Source organism: Brenneria goodwinii (assembly GCF_002291445.1).
Taxonomy (GTDB): Bacteria; Pseudomonadota; Gammaproteobacteria; order Enterobacterales; family Enterobacteriaceae; genus Brenneria; species Brenneria goodwinii.
In genome coordinates this window covers 5,026,759-5,049,099 of the sequence record NZ_CP014137.1, presented here as the reverse complement: position 1 = coordinate 5,049,099, position 22,341 = coordinate 5,026,759, and the positions used below count along the sequence as shown (strand labels likewise).

21 protein-coding genes are annotated in these 22,341 nt (G+C 53.2%); 8 read left to right on the top strand and 13 right to left on the bottom strand.

Features of this window, described 5'->3' with window-relative positions:
• Positions 1-3 precede the first annotated feature (3 nt).
• Positions 4-1,983, bottom strand: a complete 1,980-nt coding sequence (gene speA / locus ACN28R_RS22350; RefSeq protein WP_048637394.1) for a biosynthetic arginine decarboxylase — start codon at positions 1,981-1,983, stop codon at positions 4-6.
• Complete coding sequence (locus ACN28R_RS22345; protein ID WP_183092072.1) at positions 1,976-2,134, bottom strand: hypothetical protein; 159 nt, start codon at positions 2,132-2,134, stop codon at positions 1,976-1,978. The genes speA and ACN28R_RS22345 overlap by 8 nt, the downstream gene beginning before the upstream one ends.
• Positions 2,135-2,684: 550 nt before the next feature.
• Between ACN28R_RS22345 and metK the strand changes: the two genes are divergently transcribed.
• The 7 genes from metK to ruvX all read left to right on the top strand — a co-directional run bounded on the left by metK (position 2,685) and on the right by ruvX (position 8,348).
• Positions 2,685-3,836: a methionine adenosyltransferase gene (metK, locus tag ACN28R_RS22340; protein WP_048637393.1), complete on the top strand. Its 1,152-nt coding sequence runs from the start codon at positions 2,685-2,687 to the stop codon at positions 3,834-3,836.
• 123 nt (positions 3,837-3,959) lie between these two features.
• Positions 3,960-4,472, top strand: coding sequence for a SprT family zinc-dependent metalloprotease (locus tag ACN28R_RS22335; RefSeq protein ID WP_048639787.1), 513 nt, complete (start codon positions 3,960-3,962; stop codon positions 4,470-4,472).
• Positions 4,473-4,570: 98 nt separating this feature from the next.
• Positions 4,571-5,269, top strand: a complete 699-nt coding sequence (gene endA / locus ACN28R_RS22330; RefSeq protein ID WP_095835509.1) for a deoxyribonuclease I — start codon at positions 4,571-4,573, stop codon at positions 5,267-5,269.
• A 287-nt stretch (positions 5,270-5,556) separates the two neighbouring features.
• Positions 5,557-6,291, top strand: a complete 735-nt coding sequence (rsmE, locus tag ACN28R_RS22325; RefSeq protein WP_048637391.1) for a 16S rRNA (uracil(1498)-N(3))-methyltransferase — start codon at positions 5,557-5,559, stop codon at positions 6,289-6,291.
• 11 nt (positions 6,292-6,302) lie between these two features.
• Complete coding sequence (gene gshB, locus ACN28R_RS22320; RefSeq protein ID WP_048637390.1) at positions 6,303-7,262, top strand: glutathione synthase; 960 nt, start codon at positions 6,303-6,305, stop codon at positions 7,260-7,262.
• A 103-nt stretch (positions 7,263-7,365) separates the two neighbouring features.
• Positions 7,366-7,929, top strand: coding sequence for a YqgE/AlgH family protein (locus tag ACN28R_RS22315; RefSeq protein ID WP_048637389.1), 564 nt, complete (start codon positions 7,366-7,368; stop codon positions 7,927-7,929).
• Entirely contained in the window at positions 7,929-8,348 is a 420-nt protein-coding gene (ruvX, locus tag ACN28R_RS22310; protein ID WP_048637388.1) for a Holliday junction resolvase RuvX, read from the top strand. Before ACN28R_RS22315 ends, ruvX begins: the two co-directional genes overlap by 1 nt.
• A gap of 71 nt (positions 8,349-8,419) precedes the next feature.
• On the opposite strand, the gene fbp is transcribed toward ruvX, so the two are convergent.
• On the bottom strand, positions 8,420-9,424 hold the full coding sequence (gene fbp, locus ACN28R_RS22305) for a class 1 fructose-bisphosphatase (RefSeq protein ID WP_095835508.1): 1,005 nt from the start codon (positions 9,422-9,424) through the stop codon (positions 8,420-8,422).
• A 168-nt stretch (positions 9,425-9,592) separates the two neighbouring features.
• Here fbp and mpl point away from each other — a divergent pair, with 168 nt between their 5' ends.
• On the top strand, positions 9,593-10,978 hold the full coding sequence (gene mpl / locus ACN28R_RS22300) for a UDP-N-acetylmuramate:L-alanyl-gamma-D-glutamyl-meso-diaminopimelate ligase (RefSeq protein ID WP_095835507.1): 1,386 nt from the start codon (positions 9,593-9,595) through the stop codon (positions 10,976-10,978).
• Between the two features lie 205 nt (positions 10,979-11,183).
• Here the strand turns inward: mpl and ACN28R_RS22295 are convergent, their stop codons facing one another.
• The 10 genes from ACN28R_RS22295 to tsaE form a co-directional block, all read right to left on the bottom strand.
• Complete coding sequence (locus ACN28R_RS22295) at positions 11,184-12,482, bottom strand: adenylosuccinate synthase (RefSeq protein ID WP_048637385.1); 1,299 nt, start codon at positions 12,480-12,482, stop codon at positions 11,184-11,186.
• A gap of 99 nt (positions 12,483-12,581) precedes the next feature.
• Positions 12,582-12,782 carry a DUF2065 domain-containing protein gene (locus ACN28R_RS22290; RefSeq protein ID WP_048637384.1) on the bottom strand — a complete coding sequence of 67 codons (201 nt, stop codon included), beginning with the start codon at positions 12,780-12,782 and terminating at the stop codon, positions 12,582-12,584.
• A gap of 326 nt (positions 12,783-13,108) precedes the next feature.
• Positions 13,109-14,098, bottom strand: a complete 990-nt coding sequence (hflC, locus tag ACN28R_RS22285) for a protease modulator HflC (RefSeq protein ID WP_048637383.1) — start codon at positions 14,096-14,098, stop codon at positions 13,109-13,111.
• A gap of 3 nt (positions 14,099-14,101) precedes the next feature.
• The gene (hflK, locus tag ACN28R_RS22280; protein WP_095835506.1) at positions 14,102-15,361 is read right to left on the bottom strand and encodes an FtsH protease activity modulator HflK; all 1,260 of its coding nucleotides are present in this window, start codon (positions 15,359-15,361) and stop codon (positions 14,102-14,104) included.
• 91 nt (positions 15,362-15,452) lie between these two features.
• Complete coding sequence (gene hflX, locus ACN28R_RS22275; protein ID WP_095835505.1) at positions 15,453-16,733, bottom strand: ribosome rescue GTPase HflX; 1,281 nt, start codon at positions 16,731-16,733, stop codon at positions 15,453-15,455.
• A 92-nt stretch (positions 16,734-16,825) separates the two neighbouring features.
• The gene (gene hfq, locus ACN28R_RS22270) at positions 16,826-17,122 is read right to left on the bottom strand and encodes an RNA chaperone Hfq (RefSeq protein WP_048637380.1); all 297 of its coding nucleotides are present in this window, start codon (positions 17,120-17,122) and stop codon (positions 16,826-16,828) included.
• Positions 17,123-17,235: 113 nt separating this feature from the next.
• Complete coding sequence (gene miaA / locus ACN28R_RS22265; RefSeq protein ID WP_048637379.1) at positions 17,236-18,177, bottom strand: tRNA (adenosine(37)-N6)-dimethylallyltransferase MiaA; 942 nt, start codon at positions 18,175-18,177, stop codon at positions 17,236-17,238.
• Entirely contained in the window at positions 18,170-20,116 is a 1,947-nt protein-coding gene (mutL, locus tag ACN28R_RS22260) for a DNA mismatch repair endonuclease MutL (RefSeq protein WP_095835504.1), read from the bottom strand. Before mutL ends, miaA begins: the two co-directional genes overlap by 8 nt.
• Before the next feature lie 49 nt (positions 20,117-20,165).
• Positions 20,166-21,845, bottom strand: a complete 1,680-nt coding sequence (amiB, locus tag ACN28R_RS22255) for an N-acetylmuramoyl-L-alanine amidase AmiB (protein WP_095835503.1) — start codon at positions 21,843-21,845, stop codon at positions 20,166-20,168.
• Positions 21,842-22,324 carry a tRNA (adenosine(37)-N6)-threonylcarbamoyltransferase complex ATPase subunit type 1 TsaE gene (gene tsaE, locus ACN28R_RS22250; RefSeq protein WP_048637376.1) on the bottom strand — a complete coding sequence of 161 codons (483 nt, stop codon included), beginning with the start codon at positions 22,322-22,324 and terminating at the stop codon, positions 21,842-21,844. The genes amiB and tsaE overlap by 4 nt, the downstream gene beginning before the upstream one ends.
• Between the last annotated feature and the right edge of the window lie 17 nt (positions 22,325-22,341).

Sequence of the window (22,341 nt, the reverse complement as noted above, 5' to 3'; positions counted from 1 at the left end):
ACGTTATTCGTCCTCTAAATAGGTATACCCATAAAGACCGGTTTCAAACTCTTCCAGGAACTGCGCCTGAAGCGCCACATCCAGGTTAGTCGCTTTTACCTGATCGCGGAAACGAGCCATCAATACCTCGGGATCGAGCTGAACGTATTCCAACATATCGGCAACCGTGTTCCCTTCGTCCGACTCATCAATCTCAACGGAACCATCCTGGAAAACGAATACATCGACGGTAGCGGTGTCGCCAAACAGGTTATGCATATTCCCCAGTATTTCCTGATACGCGCCAACCATAAAAAAGCCTAATAAAGGCGGATTATCAGGATCATACGGCGGCATCGGCATCGTTGTCGCAATACCATCGCCATCAATGTAATGATCGATGGAACCATCCGAATCACAGGTAATATCCAACAGCACCGCGCGGCGATCGGGTTGCTTGTTCAACCCTTCCAGCGGCATAACCGGGAACAACTGATCGATTCCCCATGCATCCGGCATCGACTGGAACAGCGAGAAATTGACGTACAGCTTATCGGCCATGCGCTCCTGCAGCTCATCAATAATCGGCCGATGGGCACGATTGCTGGGATCCAGCTGCTGCTGAATTTTCTGACAGATACTCAGATAAAGCTGTTCCGCTTTCGCCCGCTGGGTTAAATCCAACATACCGTGCGTGTATTGGGTATGCACATCATGCAGGTCCATCTGGCTGTCATGCAGCCATTCACGCAGAGAACGCCGATTCCCCGGCTGTTTGATTTCCTGCCAGGTTGACCACAGACTTTCCAACGCCCGCGGCGCATCATCCTCTGGCGCGGAAGGTTCGCTGAATTCATTACGCTCCACCCCGATAATGTTGGAAACCAACACGGTGTGGTGCGCCGTGACCGCCCGGCCCGATTCGGTGATCACCGTCGGGTGCGGCAGCCCATATTCGTTGCAGGCATCGCCAATGCCCCAAATCACATTGTTGGCGTATTCATTCAGGCCGTAGTTTACCGAACAGTCGGACTGAGAGCGGGTTCCTTCATAATCCACCCCTAAACCGCCGCCAACGTCGAAACACTGAATGTTGACGCCCAGCTTGTGCAATTCAACGTAGAAACGGGCGGATTCACGCACCCCGGTGGCGATATCGCGAATATTCGCCAGTTGGGAACCAAGATGGAAATGCAGCAGTTGCAGGCTATCCAGCCGCCCGGCCGCGCGCAGCATTTCAACGAGTTGCAGCACCTGCGCCGCGGCCAGACCGAATTTGGATTTTTCGCCGCCGCTGGACTGCCATTTACCGGAGCCCTGGGAAGCCAACCGGGCGCGAACGCCAAGACGGGGCACCACGTTCAGACGCTCCGCTTCCTCCAGCACCAGCTTAATCTCGGACATTTTTTCAATGACCAGATAAACTTTGTGTCCCAGTTTTTCGCCCACCAACGCCAGGCGAATGTACTCGCGATCCTTATAGCCGTTACAGACAATCACCGTGCGCGTCATTCCGGCGTGGCCCAGCACCGCCATCAGTTCCGCTTTTGATCCGGCCTCCAGCCCCATCGGTTCGCCGGAGTTGACCAGCGATTCAATCACACGGCGATGCTGGTTGACTTTTATCGGGTACACCAGAAAGTAGCCGCCCTCATAGCCAAACGATTCACGCGCCCGTTTAAACGCCGCGTTAATCGAGCGCAACCGGTGCTGGAGAATTTGAGGGAAACAGAATAGCGCCGGCAGGCGTTGATGATTTTCTTCCTGCAGCTCTTTGACCAATTTGGCCAGATCGACACGCGCTTCCGGCACATCGGGATCCGGACAGACGCTGATATGCCCTAACTCATTGACGTCGTAATAATTATTGCCCCACCAGGCAATATTATAGGTACGAAGCATTTCGCTGGCATTCTGGTCATTCATGGCAACCTCCTGCATAGAGCGCAAGTTTTCATGTTTACCCGTCGCTGACGAGCCTCGATGAATCATGTCGTCAGACATAACGAACCTCTTCTTTTTTTGTACTGCTGATCGCATCAGCGCCTAAATAAACAGCTTGCATAAACATGCTTGCCGCACTCTGCATCGGCCGTGAAAAACCGGGCTGAATACAGTATGCCGCCGTTTTATTACTCTTATTAGTGTAAAACACGTTGGCAGACTCCGTGGTACGGGTCAGTGAAAACTCATGGTGGAAATAACAGGGAAACCCTTGCCGGCCCCCAGCCCCAGGCAATAGAGACGGATTAACCGGCCCTGGCGTCCTGAGCCGAATTTAAAGACAGGCAACTTCGGGCAAACGAAAAGAAGGGATGAGCAAATGACGCGACGGCGTCAGAAGAAACGCGTTGCACACGCAACACACTCAGTAAACAACGGATCATTAATCCTATCACCTCCACGCGCTCCGCTGGATGTACGGTTCGCTATCAATGTCACAGTAAACATACCCTACCACGGGGGAGAACATACACCGCTTGCGCGTTTATACCGACATGACGCGGTAAAAGCAAAATGAAAATATTGTCGTGGCCCATAACAGTAAAAAATAGCTCATGATGAAAAACGATGGGCAGTTAAAACCAAAAACTGCTGGTAATGAGTCCAAAATGTGACCTAAAATGGACGTCCAGATGTTAATCCATCTATACTGATTAACGGGTAAACTGCTTAACGGCTTTGATTTGAAGGTAAAAAAACTCATGGCTAAACACCTTTTTACGTCCGAGTCTGTCTCTGAGGGACACCCGGATAAGATTGCGGATCAGATCTCCGATGCCGTCCTTGACGCCATCCTGGAGCAGGATCCTAAGGCGCGTGTCGCCTGTGAGACTTACGTAAAAACCGGTATGGTGTTAGTCGGTGGTGAAATCACGACCAGCGCCTGGGTAGATATCGAAGAAATTACCCGCCGTACTGTGCGCGATATTGGTTACGTTAATTCCGAAATGGGTTTTGATGCCAACTCCTGTGCGGTGCTGAGCGCCATTGGTAAACAATCACCCGATATCAATCAGGGTGTGGATCGTAGCGATCCGTTGGAACAGGGCGCGGGCGACCAGGGGCTGATGTTTGGTTATGCAACCAATGAAACGGATGTCCTGATGCCAGCGCCGATCACCTATGCGCATCGCCTGGTGCAGCGTCAGTCTGAAGTGCGCAAAAACGGCACGCTGCCATGGCTGCGTCCGGATGCGAAAAGTCAGGTTACGTTCCTGTATGACGACGGCAAAATCGCCGGTATTGATGCCGTAGTGCTATCCACTCAGCATTCTGAAGAGATCTCGCAGCACGATCTGCATGAAGCGGTAATGGAAGAAATCATCAAGCCGGTTCTTCCTGCCGAATGGCTTACCGCCAGCACCAAATTCTTCATTAACCCAACCGGCCGTTTCGTTATCGGCGGCCCGATGGGCGACTGCGGTCTGACCGGTCGTAAAATTATTGTAGATACCTACGGTGGCGCGGCTCGTCACGGTGGCGGGGCCTTCTCCGGCAAGGATCCATCCAAAGTGGACCGTTCCGCCGCTTATGCCGCCCGCTATGTGGCGAAAAACATCGTTGCCGCCGGCTTGGCGGATCGCTGCGAGATTCAGGTATCGTACGCTATCGGCGTTGCCGAACCGACCTCCATCATGATCGAGACATTCGGCACGGAAACAATCCCTACCGAAAAACTGACGCTGCTGGTGCGCGAGTTCTTCGATCTGCGTCCGTACGGTTTAATCCAGATGCTGGATCTGCTGCATCCGATCTACCAGGATACCGCGGCTTACGGTCACTTCGGCCGTGAACATTTCCCGTGGGAAAAAACCGACAAGGCCGCGCAGTTGCGTGAAGCCGCCGGGTTATAATCATTAAGTTCGAACGGCGAACTCACGTTCGCCGTTTGTTATCCGCCGTATTTTTATTCGCCCGTCTTCTGCGCCAGACATCCCCTATTGCGCCGGGCTGCGCCCCGTTTTATGCTGCTTCGCATGAACACACCAAGAATTCCCATCGCTCACCATCAGGCCGTCATGCGTTGCCTGCGTGAAAAACTCCGTCAGGCTAACCTTACCCTGAACACCGATTATCCCGAACCTGCCGTTAACTATCAGCAGCGCGGATCCATAGCGGGCACCGCATGGCTACAGCACTGGGAAATCCGGCTAAACCCGGTTCTATTGCAGGAAAATCAGCAGGCCTTTATTGATGAAGTGGTTCCGCATGAGCTGGCCCACCTGTTGGTATTCGCTCGCTTTGGCAAAGTCGCGCCGCATGGCAAAGAGTGGCGCTGGATGATGGAAAACGTGTTGCAGACTCCCGCCCGACGAACCCACCGTTTTGCGGTGAAATCCGTCCAGGGCAAAACTTTCCCTTACCAATGCGATTGTCAGCAGCATCAGTTGACCGTACGGCGTCATAACCGGGTGGTTCGCGGCGAAACAGAATATCGCTGCCGGCACTGCGGAAAAACATTACGTTTAGTCGTAACAAATTCTATTTAAAAGAAAATTCTCAGTTAAAAAAACCAACTTTTGCATTTGCCTGCCGAAGTAACATCCGGTAGTCTGCCTGATTTATTGCCCGTGGAGTATTTTGGAATATGCTACGCAAAACACTCGCTATCGCATCGATTGCGCTTGGTCTGGTTTCCGCCACCGCCTTTAGCCAAAAGATTAATAACTTCACTCAGGCAAAAGCCGCCGCTGTCGAAGTCAATCAGGGCGCGCCGGGAACGTTTTATTGCGGTTGTGAAATCACATGGCAGGGGAAAAAAGGCATCCCTGACCTCGCATCCTGCGGCTATCAGGTAAGAAAAAGCGAACTGCGCGCCAACCGTATTGAATGGGAACACGTCGTCCCCGCCTGGCAGTTCGGCCATCAGCGCCAGTGCTGGCAACAGGGCGGCAGAAAGAATTGCAGTAGAGATCCGGTATACCGTGAGATGGAAACCGACTTGCATAATCTGCAACCCGCCATCGGCGAGGTCAATGCCGATCGTGGTAATTTCATGTACGGCCAATGGAACGGCGGACAATCCGCGTACGGCCAGTGTGAAATGAAGATCGATTTCAAAAACAAGCTGGCCGAACCGCCAGCCCGCGCCCGCGGAGCCATCGCCCGTACCTACTTTTATATGCGGGATCGCTATCAGTTGCGCCTGTCCAGACAGCAAACGCAACTGTTTGAAGTCTGGGATAAACAATTCCCCGTCACGCAATGGGAATGTACCCGCGACCAGCGCATCGCCGCGAAACAAGGGAATCACAACCCTTATGTTCAACGGGCTTGCCAGCAATAATCGCTCCACCTACTATAACGATTTACCCGTAAAATCACCGCCAGGAAGGCGGTGACAAGGTAATGACTGTCTATCGCTACGCCATTCTTGCGCACAAAAATACGCTTGGTGTTTTTACATAGGCTTATGGCTGGAGCGGGTAGCTGGGAAGCGGTCATAGGGATATCAAAAGCTCCCTGCCAGCGCAGGAATGACGAATCAGAACAGTGTGGCGGCGTTACCGTTTCCCTATCACGGACGATACCCTGCCCAACTCGAATCATTATTCATAAGGTCAGAACATCAGTATGCGAATACCGCGCATTTTTCATCCCGAAACGCTGCCGCCCGCCGGTGGTGAAGTTGAACTGAGTGAAGAGGCGGCCAACCATGTTGGGCGTGTTCTGCGGATGAATAGCGGCCAGCCGCTACAACTATTTGACGGCAGTAATTACATCTTTGACGCCGAAATTGTTCAGGCAGACAAAAAAAGTGTGCGCGTCCGCTTCACAGAAGGTAAGTTGGAAGACAGAGAGTCGCCGTTGCATCTGCATCTTGGGCAAGTCATGTCCCGCGGCGAAAAAATGGAATTCACCATTCAGAAGTCCATTGAACTGGGCGTGAATATTATTACGCCTCTGCTTTCTGAACGCTGCGGTGTAAAATTAGACGCGGACCGTCTGGAGAAGAAGATTGGTCAATGGCGGAAAATCGCCATAGCCGCCTGTGAACAGTGCGGCCGCAACCGCCTGCCGGAAGTGCGGCCGGCCATGACGTTGGAAAGCTGGTGCGCCGAACAGGATTCGGCGTTAAAACTCAACCTGCATCCACGCGCCACGCAGAGCATTAATACCTTGCCGTTGCCGGTAAATCAGGTTCGGTTGTTGATTGGCCCAGAGGGAGGCCTTTCCTCCAATGAAATTTCGATGACCTCAGAATACGGATTTACCGATATCCTTTTGGGGCCACGCGTATTGCGTACAGAAACCACAGCGCTCACCGCAATTACTGCCTTACAGGTACGTTTCGGCGATCTGGGGTAAAGGAGAAAATAATGATCAAACTCGGTATCGTGATGGATCCTATCGACGCCATCAATATCAAGAAAGACACCAGCTTCGCCATGTTGCTGGAAGCACAGCGTCGTGGTTGGGAATTGCATTACATGGAGATGAACGATCTCTATCTTCACTCCGGCGCCGCCCGCGCCACCACCCGCCGCCTGAACGTACAGTACGACTATGATGGCTGGTATGATTTCTCCGGGGAGCAGGACATCGCGCTGGAAGAGCTGGATGTTATTTTGATGCGTAAGGATCCGCCGTTCGATACGGAGTTCATTTACGCCACCTATATTCTGGAGCGTGCGGAAGAGAAAGGAACGCTGATCGTCAATAAGCCGCAGAGCCTGCGCGACTGCAACGAAAAACTGTTTACCGCCTGGTTCCCGCACCTGACGCCGGACACCCTGGTTACCCGCAGCGCGGATAAACTACGCCAATTCCATCAGAAACATGGCGATGTCATTCTGAAACCGCTGGATGGCATGGGGGGCACCTCTATTTTTCGATTGAAACAGGATGACGCCAACGTCTCTGTTATTATTGAAACGCTGACCGAAAATGCCAGCCGTTATTGCATGGCGCAAAACTATCTGCCCGCGATTAAAGAAGGCGATAAACGCGTGCTGGTGATTGACGGCGAACCCGTTCCCTACTGCCTGGCCCGTATTCCCAAAAGTGGAGAAACGCGCGGCAACCTAGCGGCCGGCGGACGAGGGGAAGCCCGCCCGCTAAGCGATAGCGACTGGCAGATTGCCAACGAGATTGCTCCCACGCTGAAGCAGAAGGGGCTGATTTTCGTCGGCCTGGATATCATTGGCGATCGTTTAACTGAAATCAACGTCACTAGCCCAACCTGCGTACGTGAGATTGAAGCCGCCTATCCGGATATCTCCATCACCGGCATGTTGATGGATGCGATTAAGAGACGTCTGGCTGCGCGTAACAGCTAATGCGTTCGCGGAGGATATTTTTTCAACCGTGACGCATGAACGCCCGGCTCGTGCTTTTTGACAAGCCGATCATCCAACGCCGACAGAGATCGATAAAAATACGATGAATTTACAGCATCACTTTCTCATTGCTATGCCAGCACTCCAGGATCCGGTATTTAAGCGTTCGGTGGTCTACATCTGCGAACATAACGAAGACGGCGCTATGGGGTTGATCATCAACAAGCCCATGGAGCAGTTTACTGTGGAAAATGTGCTGAAAAAGCTAAAGATCAATCCAACCCCGCGGGATCCGTCAATCAACCTGGACAAGCCGGTTTTTTCTGGCGGACCGCTGGCTGACGATCGCGGATTCATTCTGCATACGCCGCGCTCTGGTTTCGGCTCCAGCATCAGCATTTCCGAGGACACCATGATCACCACGTCGAAAGACGTGCTGGAAACATTGGGAACCGCGGACCAACCGGAAAACATGCTGGTGGCGCTGGGCTATTCCGCCTGGGAAGAGGGCCAGCTCGAAGACGAATTGTTGGACAATACCTGGCTCACTACGCCGGCGGATAAAGATATTCTGTTCAATACGCCGATTGCCGAACGCTGGCGGGCGGCGGCCAAAAAACTGGGCGTAGATATCCATAATATCGCGACGGAAGCAGGACACGCTTGATGGCAAACCGTACCATTCTGGCTTTTGATTTCGGCACCAAAAGCATCGGGGTCGCCATCGGTCAGGAGATAACGCGTACGGCTCGCCCGTTAACGTCGTTTAAAGCCCAGGACGGTATCCCTGACTGGCAACAAGTGGGAAAGATACTGTCTGAATGGCAGCCGGCGCTGGTCGTGGTAGGACTGCCGCTTAATATGGATGGCACAGAACAGCCGCTTACCGCCAGAGCGCGTAAATTCGCCAATCGACTGCATGGCCGCTTTGGCGTGCAGATCGCGTTGCATGACGAGCGCCTGAGCACGGTAGAAGCCCGCGCCGACCTATTTGAACGCGGCGGCTTTCGGGCGCTGGATAAAGGCAGCGTCGATGCGGCATCAGCCGTCATTATTCTGGAAAGCTGGTTTGAGCACAGCCAGTAGAAGGGACTTATCAGCGGTGCGCCTCCGGCTGCGAGGCACACTGCCGTATTACTCAGGTAGCCAACATCAAGTTACTCATCCGGGTATTCGCGGATAAAACGCTCAACGTCATTGACCATCGCTTCGGTTCCCACAAAGAAAGGCGAACGCTGGTGCAGCTTCTCTGGGGCAATGTCCAGAATGCGGTTTTTACCGTCGCTGGCTTTCCCCCCGGCCTGCTCCGCCAGAAACGCCATCGGATTGCATTCGTATAGCAGACGCAGTTTGCCTTTCGGATAACTGGCCGTGCTTGGGTAGAGATAAATGCCGCCTTTCAGCAGGTTACGATGGAAATCGGCAACCAGTGAACCGATATAACGCGAGGTATAAGGACGCAGCGTCGTTTCGTCCTGTTCCTGACAGTATTTAATGTATTTCTTCACCCCCATGGGAAACTTGATGTAGTTTCCTTCGTTGATGGAATACATATTCCCTTTTTCCGGGAAACGAACCTTTTCATGAGACAGGCAGAATACACCGAGGGACGGATCGTAGGTAAAGGCATGCACGCCGTGACCCGTGGTATACACCAGCATGGTGGAGGAGCCATAAACGATATAACCAGCGGCAACCTGCTTGTTACCCGGTTGCAGGAAGTCTTCTTCCGTTACCGGGACCCCCAGCGGGGTGATGCGTCGGTAAATAGAGAATATCGTGCCGACGGATACGTTAACATCAATGTTGGAGGAGCCGTCCAGCGGATCCATCAAAACGACATATTTAGCGTTTTCAGCCCGTTCGCCGTCAAAGATAACTATTTCATCCTCTTCTTCAGAGGCAATACCTGCAACTTCACCACGCGCTTTTAAAGCGGCTTTCAATTTTTCATTGGCGTACAGATCAAGCTTCATCTGTACTTCGCCCTGAATATTGGAAATACCGCTGGTGCCTAAAATATCGACCAGGCCCGCCTTGTTGATATCGCGATGGATAATTTTGGCGCCCAGTTTAATCGCTGATAGCAGCGCGGTAAGCTCACCGGTGGCATGAGAGAAATCGTGCTGTTTTTCGACGATAAATTCGCCTAACGTTTTCATAACACTATTCCAGAGTCTACGGATGAAAAGCGGTTTCATTTATTCACCGCCAACGTTTGCGAATGCAGTGTAGCCCAAAGAGAAAGTGAGTACCTAGTCAAATCCGTTTCTTATGATGGTTTCATAGGGTTAGAATGTGCGCAGACTCACTGTATAGATGGAAACTGTATGCGTATTCACATTTTAGGTATCTGCGGTACCTTTATGGGGGGGCTGGCGTTGTTGGCTCGTTCATTAGGGCATCAGGTCACCGGTTCAGATGCAAACGTTTATCCCCCCATGAGTACCTTACTGGAAGAACAGGGAATTACGCTGATTCAAGGATACGATCCCGCCCAGTTAGAACCCCCTCCCGATCTGGTTATTGTCGGCAATGCGATGACACGCGGAAACCCTTGCGTCGAAGCCATGCTGGAACAAGGGCTTCCCTATATCTCCGGTCCGCAGTGGCTGCATGATTATGTCTTGCGCGATCGCTGGGTGATTGCCGTTGCCGGTACGCACGGTAAAACCACGACGGCGGGAATGGTTACCTGGATTCTGGAAGATTGCGGTTACAAGCCCGGTTTCGTCATTGGCGGCGTACCGGGGAACTTTACCGTCTCGGCGCGTTTAGGCGATAGCCCGTTCATGGTGATTGAAGCGGATGAGTATGACTGCGCCTTTTTTGATAAGCGTTCCAAATTCGTTCACTATTGCCCGCGCACGCTGATTCTCAATAACCTCGAATTCGATCATGCCGATATCTTTGACGACCTGAAAGCCATCCAGAAACAGTTCCATCATCTGGTGCGTCTGGTTCCCGGCAGCGGGAAAATCATCCTGCCCGACAACGATATTCATCTCAAGCAGACGATGGCGATGGGATGTTGGAGCGAACAGGAACTGGTAGGCGAAGACGGCGTCTGGAATGCGAAAAAAATCTCGACGGATGCCAGCGAATATCAGGTTTATCTGCATGGCGAACCGGTCGGCGAGGTGCACTGGAACCTGGTCGGCGAACACAACATGCATAACGGGTTAATGGCCATTGCCGCCGCGCATCACGTCGGCATTCTTCCCGCCGAAGCCTGCCGCGCGTTGGGCGGCTTTGTTAATGCCCGCCGTCGTCTTGAATTACGCGGTACGGCGCATGGCGTAAATGTTTATGATGATTTCGCCCACCACCCTACGGCGATCCTGGCGACATTGGCGGCGCTGCGCGGCAAAGTGGGGGGAACCGCCCGCATTCTGGCGGTGCTTGAGCCACGCTCCAACACGATGAAGATGGGCGTATGTAAAAACGAACTTGCGCCGTCGCTGGGGCGCGCCGATGAAGTCTTCTTATTCCAGCCGCAGCATATTCCCTGGCAGGTTTCCGAAGTTGCTGAATCATGTGTGCAACCCGCACACTGGAGCGCCGATATCGACACGCTGGTCGACATGATTGTAAAAGCAGCCCAGCCGGGCGATCACATACTGGTAATGAGTAACGGCGGATTCAGCAATATCCACAACAAACTGCTGGATGCGTTGAAGGATAAAGCGCTGGCAGACACCGCGGCGGATAAATAGCAGCAAAGTCCCTAACTTTGTAGCCACTGAGGACAACGTATAAATTCTTGCTCTCATTGCAAAACGCGTCATTCCTGCACCGGCAGGAATGACGGCGGTGACAAAACTTTGGCAGCAAAAAGGACGGGATTCCCGTCCTTTTTTATACTTCGCTTTCCAGCCGGTCAATATCGCTCAGCGGCTTATTGGCTCTGGCTAAAACCGTTCAGGCATCAAACGGATCGCGCAGAATAATGGTTTCGTCACGATCGGGGCCGGTAGAAATAATATCCACCGGAACGCCGGTCACTTCTTCCACACGTTTAATATAGTTCAGTGCGGCTTGAGGCAACTTACTACGTTCTTTCACGCCAAACGTGCTTTCGGACCAACCCGGCAGGGTTTCATAAATCGCTTCGATCCCTTCCCAGCCATCTGCGGCCAGCGGAGTGGTATCCACTTCACGGCCATCAGGCATCCGGTATCCAACGCAGAGTTTGACCTCTTTCAGTCCATCCAGCACGTCCAATTTGGTCATACAGAAACCAGACAGGGAATTGATCTGAACCGCACGGCGAACCGCAACGGCATCAAGCCAGCCGGTACGACGACGACGACCGGTAGTCGCGCCGAATTCATTCCCTTTCTCAGTAAGGTAATCGCCAACGTCATCAAACAGCTCTGTCGGGAATGGACCGGCGCCGACACGAGTGGAATAGGCTTTTACAATACCCAGAACGTAATCAACGTAACGAGGACCCAGGCCGGAACCCGTCGCCACACCGCCCGCGGTCGTATTCGAAGAAGTCACATACGGATAGGTGCCGTGGTCGATATCCAGCAGCGTACCCTGAGCGCCTTCAAACATGACGAACTCGCCACGCTGATGGGCTTTATATAGCAGGTCGGATACGTCAACCACCATGCCGGTCAGGATATCGGCTATCGCCAGGACTTCATCCAGCACTTTCTGGTAGTCAACCGCTTCGACTTTGTAATAGTTAACCAGTTGGAAATTGTGGTATTCAACGATCTCTTTCAACTTAACGGCAAAAGCCTGTTTATCGAACAGATCGCCAACACGCAGGCCGCGACGAGCAACTTTATCTTCGTAGGCCGGACCGATGCCGCGCCCCGTCGTGCCGATTGCCTTGGCGCCGCGTGCTTTTTCGCGCGCGTTGTCCAATGCGACATGATAAGGAAGAATCAACGGACAGGCTTCAGACAGCAGCAGACGTTCGCGTACCGGGACGCCGCGCGCTTCAAGATCCGTCATTTCCTTCATAAAGGCATCAGGCGCCAACACCACACCGTTACCGATGATGCTGATGACATTCTCATGCAAAATACCCGAGGGAATTAAATGAAGAACGGTTTTTTCACCGTTGATAACCAGAGTATGGCCAGCATTGTGGCCACCTTGGTAGCGCACAACATATTTAGCCCGTTCAGTCAGCAGGTCAACGACCTTGCCTTTACCTTCGTCACCCCATTGGGTGCCCAGTACGACGACGTTCTTACCCATCTCAAGAATCACCAGGTTGCTTAAAAAAAGATTCTAACATCTCATTTGCTCGCTTTCAGTACTTTTAGCACACGTTTGCCCACATTTTTTGAATGAAAATTAGCTGCCCATGCGGCTACGCAACATATAGTAGATAACACATCCGGCAACCACTATTCCACCGCCAAAACGCCGTAATGTGTTATCCGGCAACTGCGCCATTGCCAGAATCATACGCCGCCAGATGCGGGGAAACAGCAAGGGCCCCAGCCCTTCGATGACCAATACCAGCCCCAGGGCCATCCAAACGGTTGCATTCATACAAAACTCCAAATAGAAAAAACGCCGATGTGTTTCAGATCGTCGACAACGTAGCCTTATGGCTGTCACCCTCGCGAATGCGGGATCTTTTTGATGGCTAACCAGTTGATTAAATGAAGATTCCCGCCTGCGCGGGAATGACGAATTTGTAGATCAGGCGTTTGTCATCAAACGCGTTTTTTAAGTTATCCATAACAGCCCGTCATAAAAAATCGCCGGGAGCGATTTTAAACGTCGTCCGCGACGGCCCGAAGGGGGACGGGCAGGACAGCCCGTCATAAAAAAGCCCGTTTTCACGGGCTTTAAGCAAGTCAGCATGGCAACCATTAATGACGGAGCGTGGTGTCTGGTGATTTCATGTAGCGGAAGAAATCACTGTCCGGACTCAGTACCATCACGTCCTGATTAGAGCTGAAACTGCTTTCATACGCACGAAGGCTACGAATGAAGGAGTAGAAGTCAGGATCTTCGCTGAAGGCCTGGGCAAACAGTTTCGCCGCTTCCGCATCGCCTTCACCACGAGAAATACGGCCCTGACGCTCGGCTTCCGCCAGCGTACGAGTCACCTCGTAGTCCGCCGTCGCTTTTAACTTCTCAGCTTCTTCCTGACCTTGCGAACGGTGACGACGCGCTACCGCTTCACGCTCTGCGCGCATACGTTGGTAGATGGCATCAGACACTTCGGTCGGCAGGTTAATCTGCTTAATCCGCACGTCAATCACTTCAATCCCCAACGCCGCCATACTGTTCGGGTTGATGTGTGGTTGAGTACCGGTTGTTTCCTGCTCAACACGCGCCGCGGCTGAAGCAATGGCGTTATCCGCTTCGGTTGTCTCGCCGGTGCCGGTGTTCAACGCATCACGCACGTCGGTCATCAACTGACCACGCGAATCGGTAACGATGCCTTTTAAATCCAGACGGCCGATTTCTGAACGCAAACGGTCGCTGAATTTACGTTTCAACAGCACTTCCGCCTGAGAAACATCGCCACCGCCGGTCGCCAGATAGTAACGGCTGAAGTCGCTGATGCGCCATTTGATATAGGAATCGATAATCAGGTCTTTCTGCTCTTTGGTAATAAAGCGATCGGCCTGATTTTCCATGGTCTGGATACGCGCATCCAACATTTTCACAGAATCAATGAATGGAATCTTGACCTGTAATCCCGGTGAATAAATCAGCGGTTTGTTTTCATCATCGCGTAATACTTTGCCAAAACGCATCACGATGCCACGTTGGCCTTCCTGCACCACAAACAGTGACGCATAGACCGCCATCAGTACCAGGATCAGGATAATTAGTAAGGGCTTACGCATTGATTATTCTCTCCCTACTCGAGTGATGTCATCACGCTGCGCATTCGCTCTGCGCTGATCCATGATATTGCCGTTATTACTAGTGCTTCGCGTCTGACTGGTGCTCGCCGCGCCGCTGCTTGGCGTTGTCGGCAAACGCAGCGTATTGGCGCCGCTGCTGCCTGGCGCGCTCTCAGCGCCTTGCCCGCGCAGCATCTGATCCAGCGGCAGCACCATCAGGTTACCGCCCTTGTCATTAACCAGCACTTTACGGGTATGACTCAACACTCGCTCCATCGTCTCAATGTATAGACGTTCACGAGTAATCTCAGGCGCGGCTTTATATTCCGGCAATACTCTGGCGAAACGGGCCACTTCACCCTGCGCTTCCAGCACGGTGCGGGTTTTATAAGCGCGTGCCTCTTCCAGAATACGCTGCGCCTGACCGTTGGCGCGCGGCTGAACCTCGTTGGCGTAGGCTTCCGCTTCACGAATGTATTGCTGCTCGTTTTCACGGGCGGCAATCGCGTCGTCAAACGCCGCCTTCACCTCTTCCGGCGGACGCGCCGCCTGGAAGTTCACGTCCAGCAGGGTGATGCCCATGTTGTACGGACGCACCGTTTCCTCCAGCACGCGCTGGGTGTCGGTACGCACGATGGTTCGGCCTTCGGTCAGGATCTTATCCATGGTGTATTTGCCGATAACGCCACGCAGAGCGCTGTCCGTCGCCTGACGTAGGCTGTCATCCGCATTGGTCACGCTGAACAGATAACGTTCCGGCTCCGTCACACGATACTGGACGTTCATTTCAACCCGGACCACGTTCTCATCCGAAGTCAGCATCACGCCAGACGTCGCCAGCTCGCGGACGGACTCCACGTTAACCGCTCTGACGGAGTCAATAAACGTTGGTTTCCAGTTCAGGCCGGGATCAACCTGATGACTGAATTTACCAAAACGCGTCACCACGCCACGTTCCGCTTCCTTAATGGTATAGAAGCCGCTAGCGGCCCAGATGACGACGGCCGCCACCGCGACAATGCCAACAAGCCGGCCGCCCAGACCAGAACCGCCGGTCGTTCCGCCGCTGCTGGAACCAGAGCCTTTTCCTCCTCCCAGATCGCCGAGTTTTTTACTCAGTTTTCGGAAGATATCGTCTAAATCGGGTGGCCCTTGATCCCGGCCGCCTTTATTGTTATTTCCGCCAGAGTTGCCGCTATTGTTATTGCTGCTCCCCCACGGGTCGCGGTCCTGTCCGTTATTACCGGGCTGATTCCACGCCATGTTTTAGCTCCATTCTTTATGATAGATGTTCTTCAGGTTCAATATCCCAGAGTCCGTCGGACTATTTCGCCGTTTAGACCGTTCTTGCCAGTCAGACAACATAATCCGTCAGTTCCTGCTCTTGTTTACAGAGACGACGCCAATCAACAATCGGCATACGAACCACCAAACCGATATGCCCGTCATCTTCAATCCATTCTTTTTCTATTGCCTGAAGCTGGTAAAAGCGGCTGCGCAAACGTCCGGCCTGAGGGGGAAGACTCAATGAATATTGGGCGATTTCCCCAGACAACCGCTCAGTCAGCGCTTGAAATAGCAACGGAATACCTTCACCGGTTTGTGCTGAAAGCCAGACTCTGACCGGTAAATTTTCTTCGTTGCGATCGATACGCGGAACAAAACCTTCCAGCATATCGATCTTGTTCATTACTAACAGCACGGGAACTTCGTCAGCTTCAATCTCTTCCAGCACGGTATCTACCGCATCGATATTCTCATCAAGACGAGGATCGGCGGCGTCCACAACGTGCAATAACAGAGAAGCCTGACGCGTTTCCTGTAATGTAGCCTTAAACGCAGCCACCAGGTCATGCGGTAACTGCCGGATAAAACCTACGGTATCCGCCAACACCGTATCACCGACATCATCAACCTCAATTCGGCGCAATGTTGGATCCAGCGTGGCAAATAGCTGGTCGGCGGCATACACGTCCGCCGACGTTATCTTATTAAACAGCGTGGATTTCCCGGCATTGGTATATCCCACCAGTGAAACCGTCGGCACATCAGCGCGAACTCGCGATCTGCGCCCCTGTTCCCGCTGTTTTTCCACCCGTTCAAGACGGGACAAAATCTGGCTGATACGATTACGCAACAAACGACGGTCGGTTTCAAGCTGGGTTTCCCCCGGGCCACGCAAACCGATCCCCCCTTTTTGCCGCTCAAGGTGCGTCCAGCCACGAACTAATCGCGTGGCGAGATGACGCAACTGCGCCAGCTCTACCTGTAATTTACCTTCGTGGGTACGCGCGCGCTGGGCAAAAATATCCAGAATCAACCCGGTACGGTCAATCACCCGGCACTCGCACAGGCGCTCCAGATTACGTTCCTGGGCAGGCGTCAATGCGTGATCAAACAGCACCACAAAAGCATCAGTATCTTTTACTGCCTGAGCAATTTCTTCGGCTTTGCCTTCGCCAACAAAATATTTGGGATGGGGAGCCTTACGGCTGCCGGTAATGACCTGCAGTGATTCAATCCCGGCAGAAGAGACCAGAGACTCAAACTCCAGCAGATCTTCCGTATCTTTATCTTGCGAGAAGTAAATATGAACAAGTATGGCCCGTTCACCGGCTTCATAACGGTCAAACAAGCGGGTAACCTCTCAAATGCTCAAAAAACACCACAACGGGGGATTGATATGATGAGTTCTTCTCCCCCGCCATGGTGAATTGACTATACGCCTTATTCAGCGTCATCACTTTCCTGCGGCTGTTGCTGTCCAGCCGGATTGCTACCATGATAATTGCTGGTGCCTGGATTATTACTGTGATGAGACACCGGACGAGATGGAACTACTGTAGAAATGGCGTGTTTATACACCATCTGGCTAACCGTATTTTTTAACAAAATGACAAACTGATCGAAAGATTCAATCTGACCCTGCAACTTAATACCATTCACCAAATAAATCGAAACCGGAACACGTTCGCGACGCAATGCGTTCAGGAACGGATCTTGTAAAGATTGCCCCTTAGCCATTCTATATTTTCCTTATTTGTTTGTTGTTTGTAACAAAGAACCCATAGGGCCCTAAAATAACGATGTAAAAAATTTATGCGCTGAGACTCACCAATTGTACACAATCACCCAACCTATGCACTAACAACCTGTATTACCTTGTCTAACGCGTCCAGTGGCTTATCACTGTCCAGCCAACAGACGTCGTCCCAACCACGCAACCAGGTCATTTGTCGTTTGGCCAGCTGACGTGTCGCACAAATTCCCCGATAAACCATCTCATCGTAATCAATTTCACCCGATAAATATGACCACATCTGGCGATAACCGACACAACGAATGGAAGGCAAGTCCCTATGCAAGTCATTTCGGGTAAAAAGAACCCGGGCCTCCGCCTCAAAACCTGCCGCTAACATCTGATGAAAACGCAGCTCAATACGTTGATGCAGCAATTCGCGCGTTGCCGGAGCAATAGCAAACTGATGAACGTTATAAGGCAACGTCTCTCCAGCCGTTTTTGTCAGTTCAGTTAAAGTGTTACCTGAAACGAAAAAAACTTCCAGTGCCCGCGAGAGTCTCTGCGGATCATTTGGATGAATCCGAATCGCGGCGACCGGATCTATCTCGCATAATTGCCGATGCATGGCTTCCCAGCCGACTTCTTTCGCCTGCGCTTCTATACGTTGCCGAACCGCCGCATCAGCGGAAGGCAGGGGCGATAGTCCTTCAAGCAGGGCCTTGAAGTAAAGCATCGTGCCGCCCACCAGCAGCGGGATCCGCCCGGCGGCGCTGATTTGCGCCATTTCTTTCAAGGCGTCCCGCCGGAAATCGGCCGCCGAATAGGATTCCGCCGGGTCAATAATATCGATCAACCGATGCGGCGCCTGAGCCAGTTCGTCCGCGCTGGGCTTGGCCGTGCCGATATCCATTCCTTTATAGATGAGGGCGGAATCAACGCTAATCAACTCCACCGGCAAATATTGACGTAACGCCATTGCCAGCGCCGTTTTCCCTGACGCCGTCGGCCCCATGATAAAAATCGCGGGCGGATGCGGCGTCGTTGCAAAATCACTCATGCTTCAGAGCCTTGATGGCTGTATTGATATCCATCTTATATAAAAGTTCACTCGGCGGAGCCTTTACCCACTGCGGGCAAAGCCGCTCTACATCCGTTAATAATTGTATGGCCTGAGAATGATTCCAGCTTTCCTGCTCGCTGCTCAACCGGGTCGCCATCCAGGCGGCCACAACGTTTGGCTCTACCGTTTGGTAATCGGCCAGATAGCCTAACAGTTCAGAGATCAAGTTTTGTAAATTTTGTTGGCGCAATGGTAAAGGTACCGCGCGTAACGTTGCTCGCTGTGACTCGACATGAATATCGATGCCAAATATCGCCAACAGCGGCTGAAATCTCGCCAGTACCGCCCGTTCTGATTTATCCAGCGTCAGCCGCTGAGGAATCAACAGCGGCTGCGGGCGTAGCCCATTTTCAGAAGGCGTGAGCTGCACCTGTTTTAGATAACGCTCCGCGACGGATAGCGACAGCAACGCCAAACCGTTACGATACTCCAGCAAGGCATAGCACGGCGGGTAGACGGTTAAAACCCGGCCAAATCCGCTGGCATTGCTCTCCAGCGGCGATTCCGGGATAGCGGCGGATTTTACCACCGGCGCATCGACATCGGCCTGGGTATTGCTCCGCGGGATAGCGGAAGGTTCAGACAACGGCGGGGTAACGACCGTTTCCGTCGCCGCACGCCGGGATACGTCCGGTGTTAATTCTGCCGGTTGCAGCAGCTTGCGATACAGTTCTCCCTGTTTTTTCTGATACCCAGCACCGGCGGGATATCCCGGATGCGGCGTCTCACGCGCATTGCCGCTACGCTGACCACCGTTTTTCGTCGCCGGCGACGAGGACGGCTGGGCGAAATGGTTTTCACCGGCCGCGGTGCGGTTTTCCTGCTGCCACTGCAGAGGCTGTTCGCTTCCCGGCTCCGACATCGCCAGTCTTGGCGCGGATACCTGCTGCAATACCGTCATCACCGCCTGATAAATAAAATCATGCACCAGACGCGCCTGATGAAAACGGACTTCATGTTTGGCGGGATGCACATTGACATCGACCTGATGCGGATCGACCTCCAGATAGAGAACATAAGCGGGTTGCTGATCGTCTTTAAGCTGATCCTGATAAGCCTGGCGAATCGCATGATTGATCAATCGATCGCGCATCATACGCTGGTTAACATAGCAATATTGCATGTCGGGCAGTTGTTTCGCCCCGGAGGGATCGGCTACCCAGCCGTGGATAGTCAAATCGTCATGCTGCCATGACACCGCCAGCGCATGCTGTAAAAAAGCGCTGCCGCAGATGCTGCCCAACCGGCGTTCATGCTGGGAGGCATCGGCCGCGGGCCGGTATTGCCGGATCAGCTTACCGTTATGGTGCAGCGTAATGGCGATGTCGAAACGCGCCAGGGCGATCCGCCGCACCACTTCATCAATATGCGTGAACTCGGTCTTTTCCGTACGCATGAACTTACGCCGGGCGGGCGTATTGTAAAACAGATCGAGAACTTCCAGCGTGGTGCCGACAGGGTGCGCGGCAGGCTTAACCGTAACCGACATATCACGCCCTTCGGCATAAGCCTGCCATGCTTCAGATTGCTGGGCGGTGCGCGACGTCAGCGTCAGGCGGGAAACGGAGCTGATACTGGCCAGCGCTTCCCCGCGAAACCCCAGACTGACGATGGCTTCCAGATCGTCGAGCGTTGAAATTTTACTGGTCGCATGGCGCGCCAGCGCCAACGTCAGTTCATCTTTGCTGATGCCTGCGCCGTTGTCGCGGATACGAATCAATTTGGCGCCGCCGCGCTCTATTTCAATATCGATACGGGTTGCGCCGGCATCCAGACTATTTTCCACCAGCTCTTTCACAACCGACGCCGGCCGCTCAACCACCTCTCCGGCGGCGATCTGATTAGCCAATTGCGGCGGTAGAACCTGAATAGACATGGCATGCCCTCTTACATTAACAAAATGAAAACTCAGGATAAAAACGCATTCAGACCGAAGGAATAACCAACGTCTGACCGAGTTGAACGGTTCCTGAGTTCATATCATTTGCCCGCTGAATCTCTTTCATACTGACCCCATAGCGGTCAGCAATCGCGCTCAGGGTATCGCCACGCACCACTTTATGTTTGACGGCAGGCGCCGCTTGTTTGCTGGCGGCCGCCGCTGCCGTTTGGTTTGCCCCGCCAGCCGGAATGTTCAACCGCTGCCCCACCCACACGATATCTTTATTCAGCTTGTTCACACTCCGGATCGCCGACATGCTCACGCCATAACGCGCCGCAATCGCCGACAACGTTTCACCGCGCACCACGGTATGGCGAATATTGCTACCGCTGTTGCCGCCGGCCTTCGCTGCCGGAGCGCTGGCGGAGGCGTTACTTGCCGCTGGCGGAACCACGTGTTTTTCCTGCTTTGGGACGGATTGCAAAGGGTGCGTCTGAAAATAACTTTTCACCCCCCGATAAATTGCATTGGCAATTTTTTCCTGGTAAGCGTTGCTTCCCAACAGACGTTCTTCCGCCGCATTGCTGATAAACCCGGTTTCGACCAATAGTGAAGGAATATCCGGCGAACGCAACACCCCCAAACTGGCATGTTCGGGACGGGATTTGTGTAATCCGCCGACGCGCTGGAGTTCAGACAGCACTTTGGTCGCGACATCATAGCCGACGCGCTGCGAGTGACCAAACTGCAGATCCAGTACGGCCTGACTTAAGTAAGGATCGGCGTTGCTATTCGCCAGCAAATCGCCGGCGCCGCCCAACAACTCGGACTGCTTCTCATGTTGTTCCAGCCAACCGGCCATTTCGCTGTTTGCCCGGCGATTGGATAAAACCCATACCGAAGCCCCGGTTGCGCTGCGATTGGGCGCGGCGTCCGCATGGATGGACACCAGAATATTGGCGCCCTGTTTACGTGCGACGTCGGAACGCCCCATCACCGAAATAAAGTAATCCCCGTTACGCGTCAGTACCGGTTTGAAGGCGGGATCGTTGTTCAGCAAGCCCTGCAGCTTACGGGCAATGGCAATCGTGACATCTTTTTCACGCAGCCCATTCAGGCCGATGGCGCCGGGATCCTGACCGCCATGTCCGGCATCGATAGCCACCACCACCTGATCGTTGCTGTTGCCGCTGGTGCGCGCCGTCGTTCTTGATGACGCATTGCTGTTCACCACCAGCGTAGGCTTGTTATTAAACGGATTTTTAGCCGGTACAGACTTCACCGGCCGCGACTCCCGCGATGCGACGGGCGCGCTTTGCACCGCCTTGGGCTTGTCGCCGACCAGGGTAAAAACCACCGTGTGGCCATTGGCCGTTTTCTTCGTCACCGCCCGTGTCTTGGCCGCTTGTGTTAAATCCAACACCAGGCGTACGCTTTGCGCATCCTGAGCATTGCTGGTACGGATGCGCTTAATCAGATTTTGTCCGCTGAACTCCAGCGGCAGCCCCTGAACCAGCACCGACTGACGGATATCGATCACCACCCGGGCAGGATTGTTCAGAGGAAAGAACGCATAAATTGGCTGACCGCTAAAACTCAGGCTCACGGTTGCCTGAGCGGCGGCGTTATCGACTTTAATGTCAGACAAATTGGCGGCCCAGACCGCGCCGGCCAACATCATCAGCCATGTCCAGACGAACAGTTTGATCATACGGCTCATCATTGCGCTGTTATCCCCAACTGACTGGCCGCCCGCATCAGGATTGCCTCTCCCTGAGAAGAAACGGCCGACAACTCGGCTTGACGGCCCTGATCCTGATAATGCAAATGCAATTCCAGATCGGCCGCCGGTAATATGCCGGCGCCCTGTTGCGGCCATTCGATCAGGCAGATCGCATCCTGATCCAGATAATCCCGGATCCCCATGAACTCCAGCTCCTCAGGATCGGCAAGGCGGTAAAGATCGAAATGGTATACCGCCAGAGGGGATAAGGCATAAGGCTCCACCAGGGTATAAGTCGGACTTTTCACATTTCCCTGATGCCCCAACGCTTGTAGAAAACCTCGGCTGAAGGTGGTTTTCCCCGCGCCGAGATCGCCGTATAAATGCACAACACAGGCACTGTCACAGGCTTTAGCCAGCGCTGCGCCTAACGCGATGGTTGCTGCCTCATCCGGCAGAGGTAACACGATTTTTTTCATTCTGTCTTTTCTAAGGG

Excerpts from the sequence above, each read along its gene's own strand:
- speA (WP_048637394.1), bottom strand. The coding sequence starts at position 1,983 with ATGTCTGACGACATGATTCATCGAGGCTCGTCAGCGACGGGTAAACAT.
- metK (WP_048637393.1), top strand. The coding sequence starts at position 2,685 with ATGGCTAAACACCTTTTTACGTCCGAGTCTGTCTCTGAGGGACACCCG.
- ACN28R_RS22335 (WP_048639787.1), top strand. The coding sequence starts at position 3,960 with ATGAACACACCAAGAATTCCCATCGCTCACCATCAGGCCGTCATGCGT.
- endA (WP_095835509.1), top strand. The coding sequence starts at position 4,571 with ATGCTACGCAAAACACTCGCTATCGCATCGATTGCGCTTGGTCTGGTT.
- rsmE (WP_048637391.1), top strand. The coding sequence starts at position 5,557 with ATGCGAATACCGCGCATTTTTCATCCCGAAACGCTGCCGCCCGCCGGT.
- gshB (WP_048637390.1), top strand. The coding sequence starts at position 6,303 with ATGATCAAACTCGGTATCGTGATGGATCCTATCGACGCCATCAATATC.
- ACN28R_RS22315 (WP_048637389.1), top strand. The coding sequence starts at position 7,366 with ATGAATTTACAGCATCACTTTCTCATTGCTATGCCAGCACTCCAGGAT.
- ruvX (WP_048637388.1), top strand. The coding sequence starts at position 7,929 with ATGGCAAACCGTACCATTCTGGCTTTTGATTTCGGCACCAAAAGCATC.
- fbp (WP_095835508.1), bottom strand. The coding sequence starts at position 9,424 with ATGAAAACGTTAGGCGAATTTATCGTCGAAAAACAGCACGATTTCTCT.
- mpl (WP_095835507.1), top strand. The coding sequence starts at position 9,593 with ATGCGTATTCACATTTTAGGTATCTGCGGTACCTTTATGGGGGGGCTG.
- ACN28R_RS22295 (WP_048637385.1), bottom strand. The coding sequence starts at position 12,482 with ATGGGTAAGAACGTCGTCGTACTGGGCACCCAATGGGGTGACGAAGGT.
- ACN28R_RS22290 (WP_048637384.1), bottom strand. The coding sequence starts at position 12,782 with ATGAATGCAACCGTTTGGATGGCCCTGGGGCTGGTATTGGTCATCGAA.
- hflC (WP_048637383.1), bottom strand. The coding sequence starts at position 14,098 with ATGCGTAAGCCCTTACTAATTATCCTGATCCTGGTACTGATGGCGGTC.
- hflK (WP_095835506.1), bottom strand. The coding sequence starts at position 15,361 with ATGGCGTGGAATCAGCCCGGTAATAACGGACAGGACCGCGACCCGTGG.
- hfq (WP_048637380.1), bottom strand. The coding sequence starts at position 17,122 with ATGGCTAAGGGGCAATCTTTACAAGATCCGTTCCTGAACGCATTGCGT.
- miaA (WP_048637379.1), bottom strand. The coding sequence starts at position 18,177 with ATGAGTGATTTTGCAACGACGCCGCATCCGCCCGCGATTTTTATCATG.
- mutL (WP_095835504.1), bottom strand. The coding sequence starts at position 20,116 with ATGTCTATTCAGGTTCTACCGCCGCAATTGGCTAATCAGATCGCCGCC.
- amiB (WP_095835503.1), bottom strand. The coding sequence starts at position 21,845 with ATGATGAGCCGTATGATCAAACTGTTCGTCTGGACATGGCTGATGATG.
- tsaE (WP_048637376.1), bottom strand. The coding sequence starts at position 22,324 with ATGAAAAAAATCGTGTTACCTCTGCCGGATGAGGCAGCAACCATCGCG.